The organism is Streptomyces sp. NPDC020490 (genome assembly GCF_044335305.1).
GTDB lineage: Bacteria > Actinomycetota > Actinomycetes > Streptomycetales > Streptomycetaceae > Streptomyces.
In genome coordinates, this window is the sequence record NZ_JBIRUY010000001.1 from 424,981 (window position 1) to 449,680 (window position 24,700).

Genomic DNA, 24,700 nt, shown 5'->3' on the forward strand with positions numbered 1-24,700 from the left:
TCCGTGCCGGGGACCGGAGTCGCCGGGGACCGGAGTCAGTGGTGCACGGTCAGCGGCACGGTGTCGACGGTCACCGCGTGGCCGTCCTCGGGCGACAGGTAGTACGCCGTCAGCAGGCCCTGCCCGGTGCCGACGGCCCGGTAGGGGAAGGTGACGTCGAAGGTGCCGCGGGTGCCGGTCCCGGACGTCGCCCGGACCTGCACGTCGGCGGCCTTGTGCCCGGAGGCGTCGGTGACCTTCAGCCGGAACACCGCCTCGAAGGTGTCGGCGCTGCCCCATACCCGCAGCGGGCTGCGCACGGTGTCGCCGATCAGCGGGGACTCGACCAGCACGGCGGGGGAGACGTCCTCGAAGTCGGCCCGGCCGACCGGGCCGTTGAGCACGATGCCCTCGCCGCCGAAGGCCTTCACCGGCTTGCCGTCGATCTCGAAGGCGACCTTGCGCACCGCCGGGAAGCGGGTCGCGGTGAACACCACCTGCGCGAGCCGCTCCCGCATCGACAGGCTGCCGCCACCGTCGTCGTAGCGGCCGGACAGGTCGATCGTTGCGATGTGGTCGCGGACGACGACGGAACGCAGCCGGGTGCCGGACGGGATGGCGGTGGTGCGGGAGTGACGGGCCTCGTAGGCGTCCGGGCCGGCCAGCAGGGCGCGCACCGCGGCGGTGGCGGTGCCCGGCGCGGTCACCGTGCGCGGGGCGGCGGAGACCTTCTCGCCGTGCAGGAAGTACACCGCCGTACGGACCTTCTTCGCCGCCGTGCCGCCAGAGCCGCCGGAGCCGCCGGAGCCGCCGGCCGAGGGCTTCGACGCCGTCGGGCCCGGTGCGGTGGTGCCGGGGGTGGTGGCGGACGCGGACGGGCGAGGAGCGCCCGTCGTGCCGCCGGACGAGCCGGTGTCCATGGGGGACGACGGGGCGGGCGTGGTCCCGCCGGACGTGCCCGTGCCGCAGGCGGCGACCGTGACCAGGGGAAGCGCGAGCGCCGCGGTGAGCACACGGGACCGGTGGCGGCGGGCGCGGCAGGCGGACGGCGTTTTGGTGAACATGGCATCCTCCTCCGACGCTTCCAGACAACTCCCCCGGCGCGCCCCTCACCCAGTGCTGTACGGCCCCGGCCGCGGGCCGAACGGCCGGGCAACCCGGGGGCGGCGGGCCGTCCGCGTCCGCCAGGCCGGAGGCGGAGGGCCGCGGCGCGCGCGACCGGGCGTGACCGGGCCGCGGGTGGGCCGCACAGGCCGACTGCCGGGACCGTCGGCCCATGCCCCGGCAGACGTCCGGCCGGGACCCTGGGTGTGGACGGTTCACGACGGGTGGACGGTTCGCGAAAGGCGGGTGGACGGTTCGCGAAAGGCGGGAAACCCATGTCCGTGTCGTACGACAAGCCCGGCCACGCCGCCGTGCACCTGGCCCGCGCCGCCTCCCTCGCGCCCTCGCCGCACAACAGCCAGCCGTGGTTCTTCGTCGAGGAGGGCTACGACCACGGTTTCGAGGTGCACGCCGACGCCGCCCGGCGCATGCTCCTGTCCGACCCCGACGGCAGGGAGATGACCGTCGCCTGCGGGGCGGCCCTGTTCAACGCGCGGATGGCGGTACGGCACCTCGGCTTCAAACCCGCCGTCGAGCTGCTGCCCGACCCGGCCGACCCCGCCTTCCTGGCGCACGTCGGCTTCGCCGCCCACGCCCCCGTCTCCGCCGACGAGGCCGCGCTGGCCGGCGCGATGGTGCTGCGGCACACCCACCGCGGACCGTTCGCCTCCGAGTCGCTGCCCCGCGAGTTCCTCGACGAGCTGAGCGAGCACGCACGGGCCGAGGGAGCCGTCTTCCAGGTCATCGACGGACCGGAGGAACTCGAGCTGCTCGCCCGGCTGGTGCGCACCGCGGAGGACTGCCACCGCGCGGACCCGGTGCACGCGGCGGAGGTGGCCCGCTGCGTCGGGCCCGACCGGGTGCCCGCCGAGGCGTGCCGCTACCACCCGGACTGCACGCTCCTCGCCGGCCGCGACTACCTCTACCTCTCCCGCCGGTACGTCGTCCCGGCCCGCAGGCGGGCCGCCGGCACCGGCACCGTCGCCGTACTGTCCACCGCGCGCGACGGACGCCAGGACTGGCTGCGCTCGGGGCAGGCACTGCAGCGCGTGCTGCTGTCCGCCGCCGCCCGGGGCGTGATGGCCGCCTTCCACACCCAGCCCCTCGAACTGCCGGAGCTGCGGGCGCAGATGCGTCGGCACCTCACCGCCGGCCACTTCCCGCAGGTGGTCCTGCGGCTCGGCCGCACCGGACAGCGGTGGGCCACCTCCCGTCGTCCCGCCACCCGGGTCCTCGTCCGCGACAACGCGCCGGCGCGGTGGTGACGATGGCCCGCGTCACCCGCCCACGAGCGGCCGGAACACGCTGGTGGCGGCTGCGCCGCAACCCGCTCCGGCCCCGCAGCTACCTGGTCGAGGGCTGGCTGCTGATCGCCACCTGGATCCTGGCCCTGCTCGCCGCCGTCGCCTCGGGCGTGGCGACGGCGGGCGCGGTCGAGCGGAGCATCGGCCAACTGCGGGCCGCCCGGCACGCCGTGGCGGCCGTGCTGCTCAAGGACGCGGCGCGCGGCGAGTCCTCGGTGGACGCGGGCGGCGGCTCCCGGGCGTGGGCCACCGTGCGCTGGACCCTGACGGACGGCACCACCCGCCAGGGCATCACCGCCGTCGAGCCCGGAAGCCGGGCCGGCGGCACCACCCGGATCTGGCTGGACCGTGAGGGCAACCTCGTCTCCGCGCCCGCCACCGCCGACGAGGCGCGCGCCCAGGGCGCGGCACTGGGCGCGGCGGCCGCGGTGATCGGCGGCAGCCTGGTGCTGCTCGCCGGCTGGGGCGTGTGCGCCCGGATCGACCGCCGCCGGTTGAACCGCTGGGACGCGGAGTGGGCCGTGGTCAGCCCGCAGTGGCGGGGCAGGACGGGCTGACGCGCCGACGCCCCCGGCGCTCGGCGTGCCTCAGCAGCGGCGCGTCGCCCAGCAAGTCCACGTCCTCAGCAACTCCGCGTCCCCAGCAACTCCGCGTCCCCAGCAACTCCGCGTCGCCCCGCAGCTCGGCGTCCTCAGCAGATCCGCGGAAGCTGTTCCCCCAGCGGCATGTCCACGATGCGGCGGGCGCCCACCAGGGTCCGCAGGGTCACCCGGCCCCGGGGGCCGTCGGGCACGACCTCGCCGATGCGGGCCGCCTGCGCGCCCTCGGGCATCGACCGCATCGCGGCCAGCGCGTCCCCGGCGACGGCCGGGTCGACGAAGGCGACCAGACAGCCCTCGTTGGCGACCACCAGCGGGTCGAGGCCGAGCAGGTCGCAGGCGGAGGCGACCGCCTCGGGCACGGGGACGGCGTACTCCTCGATCTCCACCGCGACGGACGAGTCCCGCGCGATCTCGTTGAGCGCGGCGGCCAGTCCGCCCCGCGTCGGGTCGCGCAGCACGTGCACGGCGGTGCCCAGCGGCGCCAGCGCGCGCACCAGCCGGTGCAGCGGACGGCTGTCGGAGGCGATGTCGCTCTCGAAGCCGAGGCCCTCGCGGGTGCTGAGCACGGTCGTGCCGTGCAGCCCGATCGGCCCGGACAGCAGGACGGCGTCACCGGCGCGGGCCGACGCCGCCGACGGGCACAGCGGCGCCTGCCGCTGCCCCACGCCGGTGGTGTTCACGAACAGCCGGTCGGCCGCGCCGCGCCCCACCACCTTGGTGTCGCCGGTGACCACGGGAACCCCGGCGTCCTGCGCTGCCTTGCCCAACGACGCCGCCACGGCCCGGAGTTCGGACAGCGGCAGGCCCTCCTCGACGATCAGGGAGACCGACAGCGCCAGCGGCCACGCGCCCCGCATGGCGAGGTCGTTGACCGTGCCGTGGACGGCGAGCGAGCCGATGTCCCCGCCGGGGAAGAACAGCGGGCTGACGACGAAGCTGTCGGTGCTCATCACCAGGTCGGGGCGGCCCGGCAGCAGCGCCGCGTCCTCCAGCGGCCCGCCGGCCTCGCCGAACGAGGGCAGGATCAGGCTGTCGAGGAGTTCCGCGGAGAGGCGCCCGCCGGCGCCGTGGCCGAGCAGGACGATCTCGTCCTCGTGGTGCGGGGTGGGGCATTCGATGGTCATGCCGTGCTCCTGGGGGCGATGCGGCCGGCCGCGTGGAAGGCGGCGCACGTGCCCTCCGAGGACACCATGGGCGCGCCGAGCGGATGACGGGGCGTGCAACGGGTGCCGTACGCGGGGCAGTCGGTGGGCAGCCGCGCGCCGGTGAGGATCGCGCCCGCGATGCACTCGGGGTCCTCCACCGGGGACAGCCCGCCCACGTCGAAGCGGCGGGCCGCGTCGAACCGCGCGTACTCCTCGGCGAGTTCCAGACCGCTGTCGGGCAGCGAGCCGATGCCGCGCCAGGACCGGTCGGTGACCCGGAACACCTTGCGGACGGCGTCCTGCGCGTCGGTGTTGCCCGAGCGCCGTACGGCCCGCACGTACTGGTTCTCCACCTCGTGCCGTCCGGACTCCAGCTGCCGCACGGCCATCAGCACGCCCTCCAGCAGGTCCAGCGGCTCGAATCCGGTGACCACGATCGGTACCCGGTAGCGGGCGGCGATCGGCTCGTACTCGCGCCAGCCCATCACCGCGCACACGTGCCCGGCCGCCAGGAACGCCTGCACCTCGCAGTCCGGGTCGTCGAGCAGCGCCGTCATGGCGGGCGGCACCAGGACGTGGCTGACCAGCATCGAGAAGTTCGTCAGCCCCAGCCGGGCCGCGTGCAGCACGGCCGTCGCGTTCGCGGGCGCGGTCGTCTCGAAGCCGACCGCGAGGAAGACCACCTCCCGGTCGGGGTGGGCGGCCGCCAGGCGTACGGCGTCCATCGGCGCGTACACCACCCGCACGTCCGCGCCCCGCGCCCGCAGCGAGAGCAGGTCGGAGCGGGAGCCGGGCACCCGCAGCATGTCGCCGAAGCTGGTGAACAGCACGCCGGGCCGGGCGGCCACGGCCATGGCCCGGTCCAGCGTCTCCAGCGGCGTCACGCACACCGGGCAGCCCGGTCCGTGGATCATCCGCATCCCGGCCGGCAGCAGCTCGTCGATGCCCTGGCGGACGAGGGTGTGGGTCTGGCCGCCGCACACCTCCATGATCCGCCAGGGCCGCGTGGCGGTCTGCCGCAGCTCTCCCAGCAGCCGCCGGGCGAGCACGGGGTCGCGGTACTCGTCGAGGTACTTCATCGGTGACTGAGATCCAGACGGATGTCGACGACCCCCTCGACGGCCCGCACCGCCCTGGCGACGATCGGGACGAGGGTGCGGTCGGGCAGCGGGCCGCTCAGCACGACCACGCCGTCCCGCACGGTGACCGTCAGCTCGGTGGTGATCGGGAGCCGGCCCAGCACGTCGTGCCGGATCTCCTCGGCGATCTCCTCGTCCTCGCGCAGGAAGACCTTCAGCAGGTCGCTGCGGCTCACCACGCCCTGCAGCAGGCCGACCCCGTCCACCACGGGCAGCCGCTTGACGTGCCGGCGCGCCATGATGCGGGCGGCCTCGGCGACCGAGGCGTTCGCGTGCACGGTCACCGCCGGGCTGCTCATCAGCTCGCCCGCGGTCAGCGCGGCGGCCTTGCGCCGCTCGTCCCGCTCGGCGTCCTCCTCGCCCCCGTCGCGGAACTCCTCCTTCGCCAGCAGGTCGGCCTCGGAGACCACGCCGATGACCCGGCCCTCGCCCACCAGGACGGGCAGGGCGCTCACCTTCCACTGGTCGATCAGGCCGACCACCTCCTTGAAGGGCGCGTCACGCCCGACGGCGATGACGGTCTGCGTCATCACATCGCTCACGGTGTACGGAGTCTCAGGCATCGCAGCCTCCCGCTGGTTCTGCCGGTGTAGTGCCGGAGGTACGGACGACCGTCAGGTCGAGGAAATGGGTGGAGCACGAGATGCACGGGTCGTGGTTGCGGATCACCCGCTCGCACAGGGCCGTCAACTCGGCGTCTCCCGGGTCTCCTTCGCGGATCGCCCGCTGGACGAGGCGCAGCAGGTCCTCCTCGATCGCGCCCTGGTTCTGCGCGGTCGGCGGCACGAGCAGCGCGGCGGTGACGAGGCCCTCGGCGTCGATCTCGTAGCGGTGGTACAGCAGACCGCGGGGCGCCTCGGTCGCGCCGTGTCCGACGCCCGCGACCGGCGGGACGTCCGTGTACGGGCGCTCGGGCGGCTCGTAGCAGCCGATGATGCGCAGCGCCTCGTCGACGGCGTACACCGTCTCCACCGCCCGCACCAGGATGGAGCGGAACGGGTTGCGGCACACGGCGCCCTCGCGCGGATCGCCCAGCCCCGCTTCGGCGCACGCCTGCAGCGCCACCGGGGACAGCAGCCGGCCGCTGATCGCGAACCGGGCGAGGGACCCGGTGAGATGGAGGCGCCCGTCGAGCCGCGAGTGCAGCGCCGTGGAGTGCGGCACCTGGGTCTCGGTGACGTGGTCGGTGAAGTCCGCGACGGGGAAGGACTCGGTGGAGCCGTCGGGCCACAGGACGCTCGGGGCGCCGCCCTCGATGGCGTACGTGTCCGGCTCGGCCAGCGCCAGCAGGGCGGCGTCGGTGCGGGCGTCCGGGAACTCGAAGCCGGCCACCCAGCGCACGGTCGCCCAAGCGTCGTCCAGCGCCCGCCTCAACTGCTCCGCGATCGGCCGCAGTTCCTCGCGCAACGGGGTCCGGTGGAAGCCGCCGAGACGTACGTTGACCGGGTGCACCGCCCGCCCGCCGAGGAGCTCCATCAGGTCGTTGCCGGCCTTCTTCAGCCGCAGCCCCCGCTCCACCTCGGCCCGGTGGGTGCGCGCCAGCTCGATCGCGCCGGACCGGCCCAGGAAGTCCGGGGCGTGCAGCAGGTAGACGTGCAGGGCCTGGCTCTCGATCCACTCCCCGCAGTACAGCAGCCGGCGCAGCGCCCGGACCGCCGGGTCGACCGTCACACCGCAGGCGTCCTCGACCGCCGCGCAGGCGCTCATCTGGTACGCCACCGGGCAGATGCCGCACACCCGGGACGTCAGGTCGGGCGGCTCGGTGTGGGCCCGGCCGCGCAGGAACGCCTCGAAGAACCGCGGCGGTTCGTAGATCTCCAGCCGGGCCTCGGTGACCGTGCCGTCGTGCACGTGCAGGCGCAGCGCGCCCTCGCCCTCGACCCGGGACAGCGAGCCGACGTGCAGGACACGGGATCCGCGGTGTGTCACTGGTCCAACTCCTTCTGGAACGCGGCGGCGTTGAAGGTGTGCAGGAACCGCAGCACGGCCTCGTCGTCCATGCCGTCGCGGCGCAGCAACGGGATCAGGGCGGGCAGGTTCACCGACCCCGACGGCCCGAAGCAGCCGTAGCAGCCGCGGTGGTAGGCCGGGCACAGGGCCCCGCACCCGGCGTGCGTGACCGGGCCGAGGCAGGGGGTGCCGTGGGCGACGGTGACGCAGACGTTGCCGCGCCGCTTGCACTCGAAGCACACGCTGTGGTCGGGCACGTCGGGCTTGCGTCCGGCGAGGAACGCGGTGATCACCTCGATGAGCTGACGGCGGTCGATGGGGCAGCCGCGCAGCTCGAAGTCGACGGCCACATGGGCGGAGACGGGGGTGGAGTCGGCGAGCGTGGAGATGTACTCGGGGCGCGCGTAGACCGTGCGCCGGTACTCGTCGACGTCCGCGAAGTTGCGCAGCGCCTGGACGCCGCCGGCGGTCGCGCACGCGCCGATGGTGACCAGGCGGCGGGAGGCGACGCGGATCTGCCGGATCCGCTCGGCGTCCTCCGCCGTGGTGACGGAACCCTCGACCAGCGACAGGTCGTAGGGGCCCGGCTCCACCGCGCTGGACGCCTCCAGGAAGTGCGCGATCTCCACCTCGCCCGCCAGCGCGAGGAGTTCGTCCTCGCAGTCCAGCAGGGTGAGCTGGCAGCCGTCGCAGGAGGCCAGCTTGAACACGGCGAGTTTCGGCGCCATCTCACAACTCCCTCACCGCGAGCAGGGGTTCGGCGAGGGCCCAGTCCACGACGGCGCCGTCCCGGCACATCAGCAGCGGGCCGAGCTGGCAGTGCCCGCACGTCCCGGTCGCGCACCGCATGTTGCGCTCCAGCGAGACCCGGATCCGTTCGCGGGGCACGCCGCGCTGCGCCAGTTCGCGGGCGGCGGCCCGGATCATCGGCTCGGGACCGCAGACGAACGCCCAGGTGTCCGCCGGATCGAAGAGCGCCCGCCCCAGCAGCTGGGTGACCACACCGACGTCGCCGCGCCAGTGCCCGTCGGGCTGGTCGACGGTGACCCCGGTGTACGCCGTGGCCCAGCCCGCCACCTCCTCGCGGGCGATCAGGTCGCCCGGGGTGCGGGCCCCGATCAGGACGTTGACGCGGCCGTAGGCTGCCGGCTCGGCCAGCGCGCCGAGGACCAGCGGCCGCACCGGGGCGAAGCCGATGCCGCCCGCCACGACCACCACGTCCCGCCCGCGCGCCCGCTCGAGCTCCCACCCGGTGCCGTAGGGACCGCGGACGCCGACGACATCATCCACCCGGGCCGCGCACAGCCCGCCGGAGACCGCGCCGACCGAGCGGATCGTGTGCGCGAGACCGCCCGTGGACTGCACCGAGCTCGCGGAGACCGGGATCTCGCCGCGGCCGAAGGAGTGCACCATCGCGAACTGGCCGGGCAGGAACTCCCCGAGCGCCGCATCGACCGGCTCCAGGCGCAGCGTGACCGTGTCCGGCGTCTCCTCCCGGCGGCCGACCACCCGATGCGGCACCGGTACGGCGGTCATCGCGGTTCCCTGGTCTCGTAGATCCCGTACAGGTCGACCAGCCGGGCCCGGGCCGCGTTCAGCCGGTGGGCCAGCACCCGGCCGACCCAGTGCTCCACGGCGCGCCCGAACTCGGCGTCGTTCAGGCACATCAGCCGGACGGCGACGGCGTCGAACTCGTACGCCTCCAGCCGGGTGACGGCCTCGGCGCCGAGCTGCCAGACGAACGGCTCGTACAGCCAGGACCAGCCGACCAGGTCGCCGACGCCGAGCGTCTCCACGACCGGCGGCCGGCGGCCGGGCACGTGCATGTCGAGCGCGGCCGTGCCGCTCCGGACGATCCAGAACCGGTCGGCGTGCCCGCCCTCTTCGAACAGGCGCGCGCCCTGCGGGAAGGTGACCTCCCGGCCGACGCGCAGCAGCCGCTCACGGTGCTCGACGGGCAGGGCGTGGTTCATGCGCAGGGCGATCGAGGGGGGCATCAGTCCGTCTCCGTTTCCTTCTCGGCCTTCAGCGCGGCCACTTCCTCGGTGATGTCGATGCCGACCGGGCACCAGACGATGCAGCGCCCGCAGCCCACGCAGCCCGTCGTGCCGAACTGGTCGTGCCAGGTGCCGAGTTTGTGGGTGAGCCACTGCCGGTAGCGGCTGCGCCCGGAGGAGCGCACCGGGCCGCCGTGCAGGTAGGAGAAGTCCAGGTCGTAGCAGGAGTCCCAGCGCTGCCAGCGCTCGGTGTGGTCACCGGTGAGGTCGGTCACCTCCTCCGTGGTGGTGCAGAAGCAGGTCGGGCACACCATCGTGCAGTTCCCGCAGGTCAGGCAGCGGGCGGCGACGTCGTTCCAGCGCTCGGCGTCCAGGCTGGCGCCCAGCAGGGCGCGCAGGTCGACCTCGGGCAGGGCGCGGCCCATGCGGTCGCGGGCCGCCTCCACCGAGTCCCGCGCGGCGGTCTCGGTGGGCGGGTCGGCCGCGCGGTGCGGCACCTCCGCCAGCAGCCGGGCGCCCTCCTCGCTGCCGACGCGCACCAGGAAGCGGTGGCCCTGCTCGTCGATCACCTCGGTGAGCGCGAGGTCGTAGCCGGGGCCGGCGGCGGGCCCGCCGCCCGTGGAGACGCAGAAACAGGTCGCGCCGGGCTCGGTGCACTCGGCGGTGATCAGCAGCGCCCCGGAGCGGCGCGCGGCGTAGCCGGTGTCCGCGTACCGGCCACCGGCCAGCACCCGGTCCTGGATCGCGATGGCCCGCAGGTCGCAGGGGCGGACGCCGAGGAACGCGTACGACGGCGGCTCGGGCTCGTCCGCGGTGAAGGAGATGTCGCCCTCGGGTGTGCGGTCGGCGCTCCACAGCCGCTCCCGCGCGGGATGCAGGAACGCCTTCCACGACTGCGGGCCGGCGCTGTTGGCGAAGGCCGCCCCGTCCGCGCGCCGCACCAGCCGGTAGTGGCCGGCCTCCAGCTCCACGCCCCAGCCGTAGGGCAGCGCGTCCGCCGACGTCAGCTCGGCCAGCACGATCGCGCCGTCGCGGACGGTCGGCCCCACGACGGTTCGTCCCCGGGCCACCAGCGCCGCGACCAGGGCGCCCAGGCCGTCCCGGTCGAGCACGGCCGGGGCTGCGGTGACGGTCATGACGGTCCTCCTCGTCCCGGTGGTCGTGGACCTCCACCGTCAGGTTCCGGCGGCGGGGCCACCCGCGACAGGGGCCGACCGGCCCTGCTCCCCGTGCCGACCGGATCCCCGCCACCGGCGCGCGCCGGCGGCCGCTGTCCCTCGTGCGCGCCGGTCTCCCGCCCGCGGGCGCCCGGGGCGTCGACGGCGGGACACCGCGTCGCCGGTGCGCGCCGCTCCCGGTGCCGGCTGGATCCCCGCCGCCGGGCGTCCGGCGGCGGGGACGGGCGCTGGTTTCTTCGTGCGGGTCGGTTTCCTGGCTGCGGGGGGCTCGACGGCGGGACACCGCGTCGGCGGTGCGCGCCGCTCCCGGTGCCGACCGGCGCCCGCGCACACGGAGGTACCGACCGGTGTCGGGGCCGCTTGGGTCTGCTGCCCGTGCCCACCGGATCCGGACCGCCGACGTGCGCCGAAGCGCGCTGTCCCGCATGCGGGCCGGTCTCCTGCCCGCATGCGGGCGTTGGCGGCGGTATCAGCGTCGACGGTTCGCACTGCTCCCCGTGCCTGCCGGCGCCCGTGCACCCAAAGGCGCCGACCGGCGCCCGTGCACCCGGAGGCACCGACCGGCGCCCGTGCACCCGGAGGCGCCGGCCGGCTGCCGGCGCGGGTCTCGCCGACGACCGGTGCGGGCGGGTCCCCGGGCCACGGCCGGTGGGGCGGGTCGCGCCCACGACCGGTGCGGGCGGGGTCCGCGACGTCCGGTGCGGCGGGGACCCGCTACGGCAGTGGTTCGCCCAGTTCGCTCTCCACCGCTCCCGCCATCGACCGCAGCACCTCCAGCGTCCGGCGGGCCTCCGCCTCGTCGACCCGGGTGATGGCGAAACCGACGTGCACGATGACGTACGAGCCGACGTCCGCGTCGGGGGTGCAGCTGAGGCAGACCTCGCGCCGCACCCCGCCGAAGTCGACCGTGGCCATGCGCAGGCCCATGTCGTCGTGGACCTCCACGACCCGGCCCGGGATGCCCAGACACATGCGCGTTCACCTCTCCCCGGCCATCCGCGCGGCCGCGACCGCCGCCTGGCCGTAGCTGATGCCGCCGTCCCCGACGGGGACCTGGCCGCCGACGAGTACCCGCAGCCCCTGCGCGTGCAGCCGGCGCTTGACCTCGGTCAGCAGCCGCCGGTTGACGAAGCAGCCGCCGCCCAGGCACACCGTGCGCGGCGCGCCGTCGGCCACGGCCCGGCCGACGAGTTCGGCCGTGACGATCCCGAGCGTGAGATGGAAGGCGGCCGCCAGCCGCGCCACCGGCTCACCGGCGAGCTGCCGCTCCAGCAGGTCGGTGAGGGTGGGCGCGGGGTCGTACACCCACAGGTCCCGCACCCGCACGACGCGGTGGGCGAGCGGTACGGCGTGCTCGGCGCCCGCCGCGGCCTCCAGCAGGACGGCCGCCTCGCCCTCGTAACCGGCCCGGTCGCACAGGCCCAGCAGGGCGGCGACCGTGTCGAACAGCCGCCCGGCGCTGGACGCGCGCGGGCAGTTGACGTCCCGGCCGACCATGGCGCGTACGCCGGCCACCTCGGCCGGGTCGAGCCGGCCGGTGAAGTGCCGGGTCAGCGGGGGGCCCGGCGCCGGCGCCCCGAGCGCCTCCCCGCCGAGCAGCCGGCCGAGGGCCGTGCGCACCGGACGCCGTACCGCGGCGTCGCCGCCGGGCAGCGGCGCGGTCGCGAACCGGCCCACGCGCCGGTAACCGGTCAGGTCGGCCAGGAGGATCTCGCCGCCCCACAGGGTGCCGTCGTCCCCCAGACCGAGGCCGTCGTAGGCCACCCCGAGGAACCGGCCGCGCACCCCGTGCTCGGCCGCGCAGGCCGCCACGTGCGCGTGGTGGTGCTGCACGGCGATCCGCCGCACAGGCTGTGCCATGGCCCACTGGGTGGACAGATAGCCCGGGTGCAGGTCGTGGGCGAGCACCGTGGGCTCGATACCGGTGAGCCGCCTGAGCTGCTCGTACGACGCCAGGAAGGCGTCATGGACCGCCGGGTCGGCCAGGTCGCCGGTGTGCGGACCGAGGTGGGCCCGGCCGTCCGCGGCCAGCGTGAACGTGTGCTTGAGCTGGGCGCCGGCCCCCGCTACCGGCTCCCGCACGGCCGGCGGCAGCGGCAGCGGCGCCGGGGCCAGCCCGCGGGCCCGCCGGACGGTGATCCGGGTGCGTCCGGCGAACTGCACCACCGAGTCGTCGTACCGGGAGCGGATGGGCCGGTCGTGGGTGAGGAAGCCGTCGGCGACGCCGGCCAGCGTGCGGCGGGCGTCGGCGTCGTCGACCGCTATGGGCTCGTCGCTCAGGTTGCCGCTGGTGACCACGAGCGGTCGTCTGAGTCCGTCCAGCAGCAGATGGTGCAGGCCGGTGGTGGGCAGGAACAGGCCCACCCGGTTCAGCCCCGGATGCACCTCGCGCGCCAGCGCGGGCGTGCCCCGCCACCGGCGCCGGGCCAGCAGCACCACGGGCCGCTCCGGGGCCGTCAGGGCCTCCAGCTCGCCCGCGCCGACCAGGGCCAGCCGGCGCGCCGCGGCGACGTCGGGGACCATCACGGCGAACGGCTTCGCCGGGCGGTGCTTGCGCCGCCGCAACTCCGCCACGGCCGCCGGGTCGCCCGCGTCGCACACCAGCTGGTAGCCGCCGAGACCCTTCAGCGCGACGATCCCGCCGTCGGCGACCGTCTTCACCGCCGCCCGCAGCGCGTCCTCGCCGCGCAGTTCCTCCCAGGCCAGCCTGGGCCCGCAGGCCGGGCAGGCGACGGGCTCGGCGTGGAAGCGGCGGTCGGCCGGGTCGGCGTACTCGGCGGCGCAGGCCCGGCACAGCGGGAAGCGGCGCATGGTGGTGCGGACGCGGTCGTACGGCAGCTCCTCGATGATCGTGGCGCGCGGCCCGCAGTCGGTGCAGTTGATGAACGGATAGCGGTGCCGGCGGTCACGGGGGTCGCGCAGCTCGCGCAGACAGGCGTCGCAGATCGCGGCGTCGGGTGGGATCTCCCGCGTCGCCGGGGCCGCGGCGGCCGGCGCGCTGTCGCGCACCCGGAAACCCGGGCGGAGGGCCGGTTCGCGGGGACCGTCGGTCAGCCGGACCCGGCGCACCCGGGCCAGCGCCGGGGCCCTGGTCCGCAGCCGGACCGCGAACTCCTCGACGGCCCGTTCGGGCCCGGCGACCTCGCCCTCCACGTGCCCGTCGACGTTGGCCACCCAGCCGTCCAGACCGAGCAGGGCCGCGGTGCGGTACACGAACGGCCGGAACCCGACGCCCTGGACGATGCCCTCGACGTGGAAGCGCCGTACGGTCATGCCCGCCTCCCCGCCGCCCCGTCCGCGCGGTGCGCGAGCTCGTCCTCGACCGCGTCGGCCAACGGTTCCACGGCGGCCGCGACGGCGGGGGACAGGCCGGCGCCGAAGTCGCAGTCGGCGCCCTCGACGGCGTAGACGACGAGTCGCTCCGGCAGCAGGCCGAGGACGCGGGCGAGCTCGACGGCCTCGCCCAGGCCCAGCCCGTGGGTGCTGGTGGCCGACGGCGGCGCGAGGTGCCCGCCGTCCACTTCGAGGCGGTGCACGCGGCCGGGGGTGCCCGGGTGGGCGTGCGCCGCGTCCACGACCACCGCGAGGCCGGCGCCCTCCCACAGCCCGATCAGCCGGCCCGGGTCGCCGTCGCAGGTGGCGAAGACGGTGTCCGGTACGTCGGGACGCCCGGCGGCCCGCTCCCGCAGCCGCGCGACCACGGCCCAGCCCACGCCGTCGTCGCGCCGGAAGTCGTTGCCGACGCCGATGACCGCGGTGCCCCTGTGCGTCCTCATGCCCTTCACCGTGTGCCGAACGGCCGCGGACCCACAGGGGCCGAACGACCCTCCGCCGGGGCCGATCCTCCTTGCCAGGGCCAGGGCCAGGACCAGGGCCAGGACCAGGGCCAGGACCAGGGCCAGGACCAGGACCAGGACCAGGACCAGGACCGGGACCGGGACCGGGACCAGGGCCGGGACCAGGGCCGGGACCAGGGCCGGGACCAGGGCCGGGGCCAGGGGCCCGCGCGCAGCGGTGCCCGCAGGGCCGCTCGTATCACCGGTTCCTACGCCGGGACCACGGCGACCGGGCAGCGGGCGCTGCGCAGCAGGGCGAGGGCGGTACCGCCCGAGCGGCGGCCGAGGACCACCAGCCCGGCGTTGCCGGAGGCGTGGCTGAGGGCCTCCTCGGGGGCGAGCAGCACGACGTCCTGCAGCACGTCGACGTCCGGGTACCGGGTGCGCCACGGCCGCAGGGCGTCGGACAGCCGCTGCACCTCCTGGTCCTCCCAGGTGGCCCGCTCGTCGTGCGCGAGGGTGAACAGCCAGTCGGTGGCCTCTTCGGGCAGCGTCCAGGCGTGCACCGCGTGCAGGGTCGCACGGCGCAGCCGGGCCGCCTCGAAGGCGAACGCGAGCACGACGTCCGCGGGGTCGCGGGCGTCGAGACCGACGGTCACGCGGCCGGGCTTCGACGGCGTCCCGGGCACCAGCACCACCGGGCGCGTCGCCCGCTCCACCAGCGCCGTGGCGGTGGTGTCCGCGGCGGGCGGAAGGCCCACCACGACCAGTTCCGCGCCGTCGCCCAGGGTGCGCACGGCGTCCGGGCCGTCGGCCGGCGCCACCGGCACCACGTGCAGCGGCACCCCGCGCAGCTCGGCCTCCCGCACGGCCCAGTAGGCCGCCGCACAGCCGGCCGCCGACGCGTCCGCACCGGCGACGATCATCCGCTCCATGGCTTCCCGCCTTTCCGCGAAGGGGAGTTCGGAATTCCACATTGGCCGCTGACCGGCCGTGCCCCTCAGGGGCCGAACGGTCCCGCTTCGAGCCCTGGCGGCCCATACCTGACGCCCGGCCGCGGGCCGACGCTGGCATGGAGGAGCTCGCCGAGCGCAGGAGGTGCGCACATGCTTCCCCCCGTGATCGCCGGAGTCGACGGATCGGCCGAGAGCCTCGCCGCCGCCGAGTGGGCGGCCCGCGAGGCCGTACGCCGGGGCCGGCCGCTGCGCCTGGTGCACGCAAGGAACTGGCGCCCCCGCCCGGACGGCGGCGATCCCGCCGGCGCCGCGCAGCGGCATCTGGCCCGCCGTGTCCTGCGGGAGGCGGAGGACCGGATCCGCCCCGCCTGCCCCGGCCTGCGGGTGGAGGAGGAGCAGACGGAGGGCCCCGCGACCGCCGCCCTGCTGAAGGCGTCCCAGGAGGCCGAGCTGATCGTGCTGGGCTCGCGCGGGCTGAGCGGCTTCACCGGGTTCCTGGTCGGCTCCGTCGCCCTGGGCGTGGTGGCGCGGTCCGAGACGCCCGTCGTCCTCGTCCGGGCCGGCGAGGACGCCGCCGACGAGCACCTTCCCGACGACGACGGGGGCCCGTCCACCCGGACCGGCTACCGGGACGTCGTGCTGGGCGTCGACCTCGGCGACGCCTGCGACGAGGTGATCGAGTTCGCCTTCGAGGCGGCCCGGTCGCGCGCCGCGCGCCTCAGGGTCGTGCACGCCTGGCAGCAGCCCTCCCCGATCGGGCTGGGCCCGGCGGAGACGGGCCTGCTGGGCGGGGTGCAGCAGGCGGCGGAATGGCTCGGCTTCCTGACCGCCGTCCTGCAGGTCTGGCGCGAGAAGTACCCCGATGTCGAGGTCGTCGAGACCGTGACCGAGGGCCGCGCGCAGTCCGTGCTGGTGCGGGCCGCCTCCGGCGCGAGCCTGCTCGTCGTCGGCCACCACGCCACCGAACGCCCGACGGGTCCGCGGACCGGCCCCGTCGCCCACGCCGCCATCCACCACGTCGGCTGCCCCGTGGCCGTCGTGCCCCATTTCTGAGAGGGCTCCATGAGCAAGCCGATGAAGTACGTGTACGCATTCGCCGAGGGCGGTCGCGACATGGCCGCCCTGCTCGGTGGCAAGGGCGCCGGACTCGCCGAGATGACGCGGATCGGACTGCCCGTCCCGCCCGGATTCACCGTCACCACCGACGCCTGCACGGTCTACCTGAAGACCGGCGAGGAGCCGCCCGAACTCACGGTCGAGGCCGCCCAGGCGCTGGCCGGCCTGGAGCAGGCCATGGGGCGCACCCTCGGCGCACCCGACGACCCCCTCCTGGTGTCCGTGCGCTCGGGCGCCCGCTTCTCGATGCCCGGCATGATGGAGACCATCCTCGACATCGGCCTCAACGACGAGTCCGTCGCCGGGATCGCCAAGGCGTCCGGCCAGGAGCGCTTCGCCTGGGACTCCTACCGCCGGCTCGTGCAGATGTTCGGCCACACCGTGATGGGTGTGGACGGCGACCTGTTCGAACAGGCCCTCACCGCGCACAAGACCCGGCGCGCGGTCGCCGACGACCACCTGCTGGACGCCGGTGAGCTCGCCGAACTCACCGAGGAGTTCAAGGCGATCATCCGCAAGGAGACCGGCGAGGACTTCCCGCAGGACCCGGCCGAGCAGCTCTCCCGCGCCATCCGCGCCGTCTTCGACTCCTGGAACACCGAGCGCGCCCGCGTCTACCGCCAGCGCGAGCACATCTCCGAGGACCTCGGCACCGCCGTCAACGTCCAGGCGATGGTGTTCGGCAACCTCGGTGCCGACTCCGGCACCGGCGTCGCCTTCACCCGCGACCCCGCCACCGGCGAACGCGGGGTGTACGGCGACTACCTGCCCGACGCGCAGGGCGAGGACGTCGTCGCCGGCGTGCGCGACGCCCTGCCGCTGAGCGAGCTGAAGAAGCTGAACGGGCGCGTCTACGACGAGCTCGTCGACCACCTGCGCACCCTGGAGAACCACTACCGCGACCTGTGCGACGTCGAGTTCACCGTCGAGCGCGGCAAGCTGTGGATCCTGCAGACCCGCGTCGGCAAGCGCACCGCCGAGGCCGCCTTCCGCATCGCGCACGACCTGCGCGAGGAGGGCACCGTCACCGAGGACGAGGCACTGGTCCGCGTCAGCGGCGCCGAACTGACCCGGCTGATGTTCCCCCGCTTCCGCACCACGTCGGACGACGTGCCCCTCGCCCACGGCGTGCCCGCCTCGCCGGGCGCCGCGGTGGGAGCCGTCGTCTTCGACTCCGCCGAGGCGGTACGCCGTGCCGCGGCCGGCGAGCAGGTGGTGCTGGTCCGCCGGGAGACCACGCCCGACGACCTGCCCGGCATGATCGCCGCGCAGGCGGTGCTCACCAGCCGGGGCGGCAAGACCAGCCACGCCGCCGTCGTCGCGCGCGGCATGGGCAAGGTGTGCGTGTGCGGCGCCGAGGCCCTCGCCGTCGACACGGTCGCACGCCGCTTCACCACCGAGACCGGCACCGTCGTCGACGAGGGCGACGTCGTCTCCGTCGACGGCACCGCGGGCACCGTGCACCTCGGCGAACTGCCGCTCACCGCGTCCGAGGTCGGCCGCGCGCTGGAGACCGAGGCGGCCGAGGGCCCGCTGACCGAAGCGGTGCTCGGCGCGCTCGCGCACGCCGACTCGGTGCGCCGCCTCCAGGTGCGGGCCAACGCCGACACCCCCGAGGACGCCGTACGCGCCCGCAGCCTCGGCGCGCAGGGCATCGGGCTGTGCCGCACCGAGCACATGTTCCTCGGCGAGCGCCGGGCACTGGTCGAGGCGATGATCCTGGCCCGTGAGGACACCGCCCGCGAGGAGGCCCTCGCGGCGCTGCTGCCGCTGCAGCGCGAGGACTTCACGAAGATCCTCGAGGCGATGGACGGGCTGCCGGTGACGATCCGGCTGCTCGACCCGCCGCTGCACGAGTTCCTGCCCGACCGCATGGAACTGGCCGTCCGCCTGGCCGAGGCCGAGCACCCCGACCCGCGCGACCGCGAGCTGCTCGCCGCCGTCGAGCGCATGCACGAGCAGAACCCGATGCTGGGCCTGCGCGGCGTGCGGCTGGGGCTGGTGGTGCCGGGCCTGATGGCCATGCAGGTGCGGGCCGTCGCCGAGGCCGCGACCGCGCGGCTGCGCGCGGGCGGTGACCCGAAGGCCGAGATCATGATCCCGCTGGTCGGGACGGTCGAGGAACTGCGGCTGGCCCGCGCCGAGGCGGAGCGCGTCCTCGCCGAGGTCGCCGCCGAGACCGGCACCGAGCTGGACTGCCCGATCGGCACGATGATCGAGCTGCCCAGGGCGGCGCTCACCGCCGGGAAGATCGCCGCGACCGCCGACTTCTTCTCCTTCGGCACCAACGACCTCACCCAGACGACCTGGGGCCTGTCCCGGGACGACGCGGAGGCCTCCTTCTTCCCGCTGTACCTGGAGAAGGGCGTCTTCGAGGTGTCGCCGTTCGAGACGATCGACCAGGAGGGCGTCGGACGGCTCGTCGAGATCGCCGTCGAGGCCGGCCGGGCGGTCAACCCCGGCCTGCAGACGGGCGTGTGCGGTGAGCACGGCGGAGACCCGGACTCCATCCACTTCTTCCACCGTGCGGGTCTGGACTACGTCTCCTGCTCCCCGTTCCGCATCCCGGCCGCCCGCCTGGAAGCGGGACGCGCGACCCTGACCGAAACCACCAAGACCAGCGACACCCGCTGAGAACCACCCACCGGCAACACACTGGGCGCGAGGCCACCCTCGCGCCCAGTAGGGCCCCAGGAACTACTCCCCGGCTGCGGCAGCGCCCCAAGGGGGCGCGGGGAACTGCGCGACCAGCCCCAACGCTGCCGCACCCGATGGCCGGCATCCCGCGCCGAGACTTGTCGGCCGTGGTCCGGCAGCCCCCTGAAGGGGCGCGGGGAACTGCGCGACCAGCCCCAACGCTGCCGCACCCGATGGCCGGCATCCCGCGCCGGGACTTGTCGGCCGTGGTCCGGCAGCCCCCTGAAGGGGCGCGGGGAACTGCGCGACCAGCCCCAACGCCGCCGCACCCGATGGTCAGCCGCCGCCAGGCCCCCCGCTGCCGAAGGAGCCGCTGCTCCCCCCGCTCCAGCGGGGCCGCTCCCGCGCTGTACCGGTCCGCGTCGGGGAGTTGCCGTGGCCCGGCATCTCGTGCGGGGTGAGCCGGCGGTCGCCGCGGGGCACCTCGTCGGGCTCCCGGTGCTCCCGCACCTCGCGGACCGGCCCCTCCTCGGGGATCCGCGGCTGCTCGGCGGGATGAGGGGGCCCCGGCTCACGGCGCCGAATGCGGCTCCCCATCCAGAAGGCGCCGATCAGCAGGGCGACGAGAGCCACCGCCGCCACGACCAGCCCGGCCGCCAGTGCGCCGCTGCCCGCGGCGATGTCCATCGATGCGCTGTTCATGGCGCGCGGGTACCCCCGGTCCCCGGCATGAACCTGCTCACCTCGCCCGACGGGTACATGTGCTTCAGCGCGCCGTGAACCACCCGGCATCGCTTCCACCTCCGTCGAGCCAAGGTCCGCTCCGTCGAGCCGAGGTCCGCCCAGGGGACACGAGTGCCCTGCGGCGGACCGGAAGAACCCGCGCGGGCCCGCACCACGCCGGTTTGACGGCATCCGCACCGGCTACCCGGACCGCGTGACTTCGACGACATCCCAGCAGGAGCTCTTCCGGTTCCTGGAGGACCGCTTCGCCTGCGCCCAGGCGTGCACCGAGTGCGCGCGGGCCTGCGCGCTGCGCGCCGGCCTGGTGGATCCGGACGGAACGGAGGAGCAGGAGAAAGTACGCCGCAAGGGCATCCTGTGCGCGGAGGTGTGCGACGCCACCTGCCGCGCGCTGTCCGAGCAGAACGGCCTGGACGAGGCCGGCATGCGCATCCAGGTGGAGTGGTGCCGCACGGTGTGCCTGGAGTGCGCCCACGTCTTCGACGTCGTCCCGGGCGCCGAGGAGAGCGCGCAGGCCTGCCGGGACTGCGCCCGGGCGTGCACCGAGTTCCTCACGGTGCTGAACTGACCCCGCCCGGAGCGGCACCGCCATTCCCAATTTCTGGAACACGTTCTACGGTGTGCGCCGTCAGTACCGGCCTGGGAAGCCTGGAGGCGCCGTGCACCTCGCATACACGCCCGAGCAGCAGCGGCTGCGCACCGAACTGCGCGCCTACTTCGCCGGCCTGATGCCGGACGACGCCTCCGCGCGCCACGGTGACGCCGCCGCCCAGAAGCGCTTCTACCGCGACACCGTCCGGCGCCTGGGCGCGGACGGCTGGCTCGGCGTGGGCTGGCCGGAGGAGTACGGCGGGCGCGGGCTGACGGCGATGGAGCAGTTCATCTTCTTCGACGAGGCGGCCCAGGCGGGCGTGCCGCTGCCGCTGATGGCGCTCAACACGGTCGGCCCGACGATCATGCAGTTCGGCACGGACGAGCAGAAGGCCTACTTCCTGCCCCGGATCCTGTCCGGCGAGATCGACTTCGCGATCGGCTACAGCGAGCCCGGCGCCGGCACCGACCTGGCCTCCCTCCGGACCCGCGCGGTGCGCGACGGGGGAGAGTACGTCGTCGACGGCCAGAAGATCTGGACCACCAACGGCGACACCGCGGACTGGGTGTGGCTGGCCACCCGCACCGACCCGGACGCCCCGCCGCACAAGGGCATCACCATGCTGCTGGTGCCGACCACCGACCCCGGCTACTCCTGCACCCTCATCCACACCCTCGCCGGGCACGACACCACGGCGAGCCACTACGAGAACGTCCGGGTGCCCGTCTCCCGCCGCGTCGGCGCCGAGAACCAGGGCTGGCGGCTGATCACCAACCAGCTCAACCACGAACGGGTCACCCTGGCCGCGCACGGCACCATGGCCGTCCGCGCCCTGCACGACGTCCAGCGCTGGGCGACGGAGACCAGACTCGCCGACGGCCGCCGGGTGATCGACCTGGCCTGGGTCCGCCGCAAGCTCGCGCAGACCCACACCAGGCTGGAGGCACTGAAGCTGCTGAACTGGCGGATGGTCGGCGCCGTGCAGGACGGCAGCCTCACCCCGCAGGACGCCTCCGCGGTCAAGGTCTACGGCACCGAGGCCCGCCGGGACGCCTACGCCTGGCTGCTGGAGATCGTCGGCGCGGCGGGCGCCCTGAAGGAGGGCTCGGCGGGCGCGGTGCTCCGGGGCGAACTGGAACGCGGCTACCGCTCCGCGGTCATCTTCACCTTCGGCGGCGGCAACAACGAGATCCAGCGGGAGATCATCTCCTGGCTCGGTCTGGGGATGCCGCGCGTCCGGCGTTAGCCTGACGGTATGTCACCCGACCCGGGGCTGTTCGGTCCGGCATCCGTCACCTGGCAGATGCACGGCGACCCCATGATGTGGGTCGCCGGCATCCGCGCCCTCTACCTCCAGGCGCTGCACCCGCGCGCCGTCCGCGGCGTCATGGAGAACTCCGACTTCCGCCAGGACGCCTGGGGGCGCCTGCTGCGCACCGCCGACTTCGTCGGCACCACCACCTACGGCACCACCGAGGAGGCCGAACGCGCGGGCGCCCGGGTGCGGAAGATCCACAGCCTGCTGAAGGCGACCGACCCCGAGACCGGTGAGCGCTACGGCGTCGACGACCCCGACCTGCTGCTGTGGGTGCACTGCGCCGAGATCGACTCCTATCTGCACGTGGTGCGCCGTTCCGGCTACCCGATGGGCGACCGCGCCGCCGACCGCTACCTCGCCGAACAGCGCACCAGCGCCCGCCTGGTGGGCCTCGACCCCGACGCCGTGCCCGCGAGCCGCGCGGAGCTGGCCGCCTACTTCGAGCGGGCGCGCCCGCACCTCGCGGCCGGAGCCGACGCCCGCGCGGTGGACGACTTCCTGCTCCGCCCGCCGACGCACCCCCTCCTCGTCCCGGCGCGCGAGGTGCTGTGGCGGCGCGTGGCGCACCTGGCGTACGCATCCCTGCCCCCGTACGCCCACGAGCTGTACGGCAGAAAGGCCCCCGCGCCCGCCACCGTGACCCGCCGGCTGCGCGCCACGGGCACCCTGCTGCGCTCGGTTCCCGCAGGACTGCGCTGGCAACTCCCGCCCAAACACATCGTCCGCGCCATGTCACGGCTCGGTCCCGGCTCCCGTCCCGCACCGTACAAAGTCGGCCCATAAATCGTCATACTGGACGGGCCGGGGGAGGGCGGGGCGACCAGCGACGGGGGCGATCGCGGGCGATGGGGGACAGCAGACTCATCCAGGGCCGGTACCGGCTGCTCGAGCTGATCGGGCGGGGCGGCATGGGCGAGGTGTGGCGCGCGCGGGACGAGTCGCTCGGCCGGCAGGTCGCCGTCAAGTGCCTCAAGCCGCTCGGGCCGCACCGCGACCGCTCCTTCACCCGCATGCTGCGCGAGCGCTTCCGCCGCGAGGCCCGGGTGGCCGCCGCCCTCCAGCACCGCGGGGTGACCGTCGTCCACGACTTCGGCGAGGCCGACGGCGTCCTGTTCCTGGTCATGGAACTCCTGCACGGCCGCAACCTCTGCCAGCTCCTCGAGGACAACGGGCACCACCCGCTGGCCGTGCCCGACGTCGTCGACATCGCCGAGCAGGTCGCCGCGGCCCTCGCCTACACCCACGAGCAGGACATCGTGCACCGCGACCTGAAACCCGCGAACATCATGCGGCTCACCGACGGCACGGTGAAGATCTGCGACTTCGGCATCGCCCGCCTGGGCCATGACATCGGCTTCACCGCCCGGCTCACCGGCACGGGCGTCGCCATGGGCACGCCGCACTACATGTCGCCGGAGCAGATCGGCGGCACCGAGGTCGACCGGCGCAGCGACCTGTACTCGCTGGGCTGCGTCCTGTACGAGATCGCCACCGGGGCGCCGCCGTTCGACCTCGACGACGCGTGGGGCATCCTCATCGGCCACCGCGACACCCCGCCCCGCCCGCCCCGCAGCACGCGTGCCGAACTCCCCGCCTACCTCGAGACGATCATCCTGGACCTGCTGGCCAAGCGCCCCGAGCAACGCCCGGCCGACGCCCGCGAGGTGGGCCGCCGCATCACCCTGGGGCGCACCGCCCCGGCGTACCCGCCGACCGTGGTGACCCCGCATCCGGTGCTCCGCCCGCCCGGGCCGGTCCCCTCCCGCGAGCCGCGCCTGCCGTCCTGGACCCGCTCCATGACAGGCGGCCACAAGGCCGTCGGCGCCGGACCGCGCACCGCCCCGCCGGACGCCGGGGCCGCCCTCACCGGCGAGTGGATCCCCCGGCCCGCCGCGGCCGGCGCCGGCGGACCCCCGCCGCAGCTCCCGCGGGCGTCGTCCGGGCGCACGCTCCCGCCGGCGCCGTCCGCGCGCGTGCTCCCGCCGGCATCGTCCGCGCGCGTGCTCACCGAGCTGGCCGGACGGCACGACGCCGGGCTGGTCCTCGGGCGGCTCGGCCGGTGGGAGGAGGCGGGCGAGCTGCACCGGGCGGTGGCCGCCGAGCGCGCCCGCCTGCTGGGCCCCGACCACCCCGACACGCTCGCCAGCCGCTACCAGGCCGCCTTCGCCCTCAGCCGCCTCGGCCGCGCCGCCGAGGCCCTGCGCGCCTACAAACACGTCGCCGCCGCCCGGACCCGGGCGCTGGGCCCCGACCACCCCGACACCCTCGCCGTCCGTCAGGAAATGGCGTACGTGCTGGGCCAGTTGGCTCGTCACAGCGACGCCCACCAGGTGTACCTGTCGGTGCTCGCCGCCCGCGAACGGGTGCTGGGCGCCGACCACCCGGACACCCTGCGCTGCCGCCACAACCTCGCCGTCAACCTCAGCCGGCTCGGCCGCCTCCGGGACTCCTACCGCACGGCTCTCGACGTGGCCGCCGCCCGCGCCCGCGTGCTCGGCCCCGACCACCCCGACACCCTCGTCACCCGTTACGAGGTCGCCTACGCGCTCGGCCGACTGGGCCGCTGGACGGAGGCCGTGTGGACCTACCGCGAGGTCGCCGCCGCCCGCGCCCGCATCCTGGGCCCGGACCACCCGGACACCCTCGCCGCCCGCCACGAGGCCGGCATCGGCCTCGGCCGCGCCGCCGAGGCGCTGACGCTCTACCGCGCCCTGATCGCCGACCGCGCCCGTGTCCAGGGCCCCGCCCACCCCGAGACCCTGCGCGCCCGCCACGGCCTGGGCGTCAACCTCGGCCGCCTGGGCCGCTGGGAGGAGGCCCTCGCCGAGGCCCGCGACGTGGCCGCCGTCCGCGAGCGGGTGCTGGGCCCCGACCACCCGGACACCCTGGTCAGCCGCCGGGAGGTCGCCGTGGGGCTGGGCTGGCTGGGCCGCTGGGCGGACGCGCTGGGCGAGTACCGCCGGGTGGCCGCGGCCCGCGAACGCGTCCTGGGCGCCGACCACCCCGACACGCTCGCCAGCCGCCACGACGAGGCCCACTGCCTGCAACAGCTCGGCCGGGGCGCGGAGGCGGCCGAGCTGTACCGCAGGGCGGCGGCGCTGCGGCAGCGGGGGGCCGCCCCGGGCCGGTGAGCCCGGGGCGCGCCCTGGCCGATCCGGATCAC

General features: G+C 75.2%; 22 protein-coding genes. 8 read left to right on the plus strand and 14 right to left on the minus strand.

The annotated features are described in order from the left end of the window. Positions 1–35: 35 nt before the first annotated feature. Entirely contained in the window at positions 36–1,043 is a 1,008-nt protein-coding gene (locus ACH4ZX_RS01915) for a GerMN domain-containing protein (protein ID WP_398265914.1), read from the minus strand. Between the two features lie 315 nt (positions 1,044–1,358). Here ACH4ZX_RS01915 and ACH4ZX_RS01920 point away from each other — a divergent pair, with 315 nt between their 5' ends. Continuing rightward, the gene (locus ACH4ZX_RS01920; RefSeq protein ID WP_398265917.1) at positions 1,359–2,348 is read left to right on the plus strand and encodes an Acg family FMN-binding oxidoreductase; all 990 of its coding nucleotides are present in this window, start codon (positions 1,359–1,361) and stop codon (positions 2,346–2,348) included. Positions 2,349–2,350: 2 nt separating this feature from the next. Next, the gene (locus tag ACH4ZX_RS01925; protein ID WP_398265920.1) at positions 2,351–2,944 is read left to right on the plus strand and encodes a hypothetical protein; all 594 of its coding nucleotides are present in this window, start codon (positions 2,351–2,353) and stop codon (positions 2,942–2,944) included. Positions 2,945–3,078: 134 nt separating this feature from the next. On the opposite strand, the gene hypE is transcribed toward ACH4ZX_RS01925, so the two are convergent. The 12 genes from hypE to ACH4ZX_RS01985 all read right to left on the minus strand — a co-directional run bounded on the left by hypE (position 3,079) and on the right by ACH4ZX_RS01985 (position 15,109). Continuing rightward, positions 3,079–4,113 carry a hydrogenase expression/formation protein HypE gene (gene hypE / locus ACH4ZX_RS01930; protein WP_398265923.1) on the minus strand — a complete coding sequence of 345 codons (1,035 nt, stop codon included), beginning with the start codon at positions 4,111–4,113 and terminating at the stop codon, positions 3,079–3,081. Then, entirely contained in the window at positions 4,110–5,213 is a 1,104-nt protein-coding gene (gene hypD, locus ACH4ZX_RS01935; protein ID WP_398265926.1) for a hydrogenase formation protein HypD, read from the minus strand. Before hypD ends, hypE begins: the two co-directional genes overlap by 4 nt. Further along, the gene (locus ACH4ZX_RS01940) at positions 5,210–5,836 is read right to left on the minus strand and encodes a CBS domain-containing protein (protein WP_398265929.1); all 627 of its coding nucleotides are present in this window, start codon (positions 5,834–5,836) and stop codon (positions 5,210–5,212) included. The genes hypD and ACH4ZX_RS01940 overlap by 4 nt, the downstream gene beginning before the upstream one ends. Then, a complete protein-coding gene (locus ACH4ZX_RS01945) occupies positions 5,829–7,202 on the minus strand; it encodes a Ni/Fe hydrogenase subunit alpha (protein WP_398265932.1) in 1,374 nt (457 codons plus the stop codon). The genes ACH4ZX_RS01940 and ACH4ZX_RS01945 overlap by 8 nt, the downstream gene beginning before the upstream one ends. Continuing rightward, complete coding sequence (locus ACH4ZX_RS01950; protein WP_398265935.1) at positions 7,199–7,951, minus strand: oxidoreductase; 753 nt, start codon at positions 7,949–7,951, stop codon at positions 7,199–7,201. Before ACH4ZX_RS01950 ends, ACH4ZX_RS01945 begins: the two co-directional genes overlap by 4 nt. A 1-nt stretch (position 7,952) precedes the next feature. Continuing rightward, positions 7,953–8,759: an FAD/NAD(P)-binding protein gene (locus ACH4ZX_RS01955; RefSeq protein ID WP_398265938.1), complete on the minus strand. Its 807-nt coding sequence runs from the start codon at positions 8,757–8,759 to the stop codon at positions 7,953–7,955. Continuing rightward, complete coding sequence (locus ACH4ZX_RS01960; protein ID WP_398265941.1) at positions 8,756–9,220, minus strand: Crp/Fnr family transcriptional regulator; 465 nt, start codon at positions 9,218–9,220, stop codon at positions 8,756–8,758. Before ACH4ZX_RS01960 ends, ACH4ZX_RS01955 begins: the two co-directional genes overlap by 4 nt. Then, positions 9,220–10,356, minus strand: coding sequence for a 4Fe-4S dicluster domain-containing protein (locus ACH4ZX_RS01965; protein ID WP_398265943.1), 1,137 nt, complete (start codon positions 10,354–10,356; stop codon positions 9,220–9,222). Before ACH4ZX_RS01965 ends, ACH4ZX_RS01960 begins: the two co-directional genes overlap by 1 nt. A 756-nt stretch (positions 10,357–11,112) precedes the next feature. Continuing rightward, positions 11,113–11,370, minus strand: a complete 258-nt coding sequence (locus ACH4ZX_RS01970; RefSeq protein ID WP_398265946.1) for a HypC/HybG/HupF family hydrogenase formation chaperone — start codon at positions 11,368–11,370, stop codon at positions 11,113–11,115. A 6-nt stretch (positions 11,371–11,376) separates the two neighbouring features. After that, the gene (hypF, locus tag ACH4ZX_RS01975; protein ID WP_398265948.1) at positions 11,377–13,671 is read right to left on the minus strand and encodes a carbamoyltransferase HypF; all 2,295 of its coding nucleotides are present in this window, start codon (positions 13,669–13,671) and stop codon (positions 11,377–11,379) included. Continuing rightward, the gene (locus tag ACH4ZX_RS01980) at positions 13,668–14,174 is read right to left on the minus strand and encodes a hydrogenase maturation protease (RefSeq protein ID WP_398265951.1); all 507 of its coding nucleotides are present in this window, start codon (positions 14,172–14,174) and stop codon (positions 13,668–13,670) included. Before ACH4ZX_RS01980 ends, hypF begins: the two co-directional genes overlap by 4 nt. Before the next feature lie 269 nt (positions 14,175–14,443). Beyond that, positions 14,444–15,109 (minus strand): universal stress protein, encoded by a 666-nt coding sequence (locus ACH4ZX_RS01985; protein WP_398265954.1) that lies wholly within the window; start codon positions 15,107–15,109, stop codon positions 14,444–14,446. Between the two features lie 171 nt (positions 15,110–15,280). On the opposite strand from ACH4ZX_RS01985, the gene ACH4ZX_RS01990 reads away from it, so the two are divergent. After that, positions 15,281–16,183, plus strand: a complete 903-nt coding sequence (locus ACH4ZX_RS01990) for a universal stress protein (protein ID WP_398265957.1) — start codon at positions 15,281–15,283, stop codon at positions 16,181–16,183. A 9-nt stretch (positions 16,184–16,192) separates the two neighbouring features. Next, positions 16,193–18,880, plus strand: coding sequence for a pyruvate, phosphate dikinase (gene ppdK / locus ACH4ZX_RS01995; protein WP_398265960.1), 2,688 nt, complete (start codon positions 16,193–16,195; stop codon positions 18,878–18,880). A 339-nt stretch (positions 18,881–19,219) separates the two neighbouring features. Here the strand turns inward: ppdK and ACH4ZX_RS02000 are convergent, their stop codons facing one another. Next, a complete protein-coding gene (locus ACH4ZX_RS02000; protein WP_398265963.1) occupies positions 19,220–19,585 on the minus strand; it encodes a DUF6479 family protein in 366 nt (121 codons plus the stop codon). Positions 19,586–19,820: 235 nt separating this feature from the next. Between ACH4ZX_RS02000 and ACH4ZX_RS02005 the strand changes: the two genes are divergently transcribed. The 4 genes from ACH4ZX_RS02005 to ACH4ZX_RS02020 all read left to right on the plus strand — a co-directional run bounded on the left by ACH4ZX_RS02005 (position 19,821) and on the right by ACH4ZX_RS02020 (position 24,668). After that, positions 19,821–20,195, plus strand: coding sequence for a four-helix bundle copper-binding protein (locus ACH4ZX_RS02005; RefSeq protein ID WP_398265966.1), 375 nt, complete (start codon positions 19,821–19,823; stop codon positions 20,193–20,195). A 91-nt stretch (positions 20,196–20,286) separates the two neighbouring features. Beyond that, on the plus strand, positions 20,287–21,465 hold the full coding sequence (locus ACH4ZX_RS02010) for an acyl-CoA dehydrogenase family protein (protein WP_398265969.1): 1,179 nt from the start codon (positions 20,287–20,289) through the stop codon (positions 21,463–21,465). Between the two features lie 9 nt (positions 21,466–21,474). Next, positions 21,475–22,320 (plus strand): oxygenase MpaB family protein, encoded by an 846-nt coding sequence (locus tag ACH4ZX_RS02015; protein ID WP_398265972.1) that lies wholly within the window; start codon positions 21,475–21,477, stop codon positions 22,318–22,320. Between the two features lie 62 nt (positions 22,321–22,382). After that, complete coding sequence (locus tag ACH4ZX_RS02020; RefSeq protein ID WP_398265975.1) at positions 22,383–24,668, plus strand: tetratricopeptide repeat protein; 2,286 nt, start codon at positions 22,383–22,385, stop codon at positions 24,666–24,668. The last annotated feature ends 32 nt before the right edge of the window (positions 24,669–24,700 follow it).

Excerpts from the sequence above, each read along its gene's own strand:
- ACH4ZX_RS01915 (WP_398265914.1), bottom strand. The coding sequence starts at position 1,043 with ATGTTCACCAAAACGCCGTCCGCCTGCCGCGCCCGCCGCCACCGGTCC.
- ACH4ZX_RS01920 (WP_398265917.1), top strand. The coding sequence starts at position 1,359 with ATGTCCGTGTCGTACGACAAGCCCGGCCACGCCGCCGTGCACCTGGCC.
- ACH4ZX_RS01925 (WP_398265920.1), top strand. The coding sequence starts at position 2,351 with ATGGCCCGCGTCACCCGCCCACGAGCGGCCGGAACACGCTGGTGGCGG.
- hypE (WP_398265923.1), bottom strand. The coding sequence starts at position 4,113 with ATGACCATCGAATGCCCCACCCCGCACCACGAGGACGAGATCGTCCTG.
- hypD (WP_398265926.1), bottom strand. The coding sequence starts at position 5,213 with ATGAAGTACCTCGACGAGTACCGCGACCCCGTGCTCGCCCGGCGGCTG.
- ACH4ZX_RS01940 (WP_398265929.1), bottom strand. The coding sequence starts at position 5,836 with ATGCCTGAGACTCCGTACACCGTGAGCGATGTGATGACGCAGACCGTC.
- ACH4ZX_RS01950 (WP_398265935.1), bottom strand. The coding sequence starts at position 7,951 with ATGGCGCCGAAACTCGCCGTGTTCAAGCTGGCCTCCTGCGACGGCTGC.
- ACH4ZX_RS01955 (WP_398265938.1), bottom strand. The coding sequence starts at position 8,759 with ATGACCGCCGTACCGGTGCCGCATCGGGTGGTCGGCCGCCGGGAGGAG.
- ACH4ZX_RS01960 (WP_398265941.1), bottom strand. The coding sequence starts at position 9,220 with ATGCCCCCCTCGATCGCCCTGCGCATGAACCACGCCCTGCCCGTCGAG.
- ACH4ZX_RS01965 (WP_398265943.1), bottom strand. The coding sequence starts at position 10,356 with ATGACCGTCACCGCAGCCCCGGCCGTGCTCGACCGGGACGGCCTGGGC.
- ACH4ZX_RS01970 (WP_398265946.1), bottom strand. The coding sequence starts at position 11,370 with ATGTGTCTGGGCATCCCGGGCCGGGTCGTGGAGGTCCACGACGACATG.
- hypF (WP_398265948.1), bottom strand. The coding sequence starts at position 13,671 with ATGACCGTACGGCGCTTCCACGTCGAGGGCATCGTCCAGGGCGTCGGG.
- ACH4ZX_RS01980 (WP_398265951.1), bottom strand. The coding sequence starts at position 14,174 with ATGAGGACGCACAGGGGCACCGCGGTCATCGGCGTCGGCAACGACTTC.
- ACH4ZX_RS01985 (WP_398265954.1), bottom strand. The coding sequence starts at position 15,109 with ATGGAGCGGATGATCGTCGCCGGTGCGGACGCGTCGGCGGCCGGCTGT.
- ACH4ZX_RS01990 (WP_398265957.1), top strand. The coding sequence starts at position 15,281 with ATGCTTCCCCCCGTGATCGCCGGAGTCGACGGATCGGCCGAGAGCCTC.
- ppdK (WP_398265960.1), top strand. The coding sequence starts at position 16,193 with ATGAGCAAGCCGATGAAGTACGTGTACGCATTCGCCGAGGGCGGTCGC.
- ACH4ZX_RS02000 (WP_398265963.1), bottom strand. The coding sequence starts at position 19,585 with ATGAACAGCGCATCGATGGACATCGCCGCGGGCAGCGGCGCACTGGCG.
- ACH4ZX_RS02015 (WP_398265972.1), top strand. The coding sequence starts at position 21,475 with ATGTCACCCGACCCGGGGCTGTTCGGTCCGGCATCCGTCACCTGGCAG.
- ACH4ZX_RS02020 (WP_398265975.1), top strand. The coding sequence starts at position 22,383 with ATGGGGGACAGCAGACTCATCCAGGGCCGGTACCGGCTGCTCGAGCTG.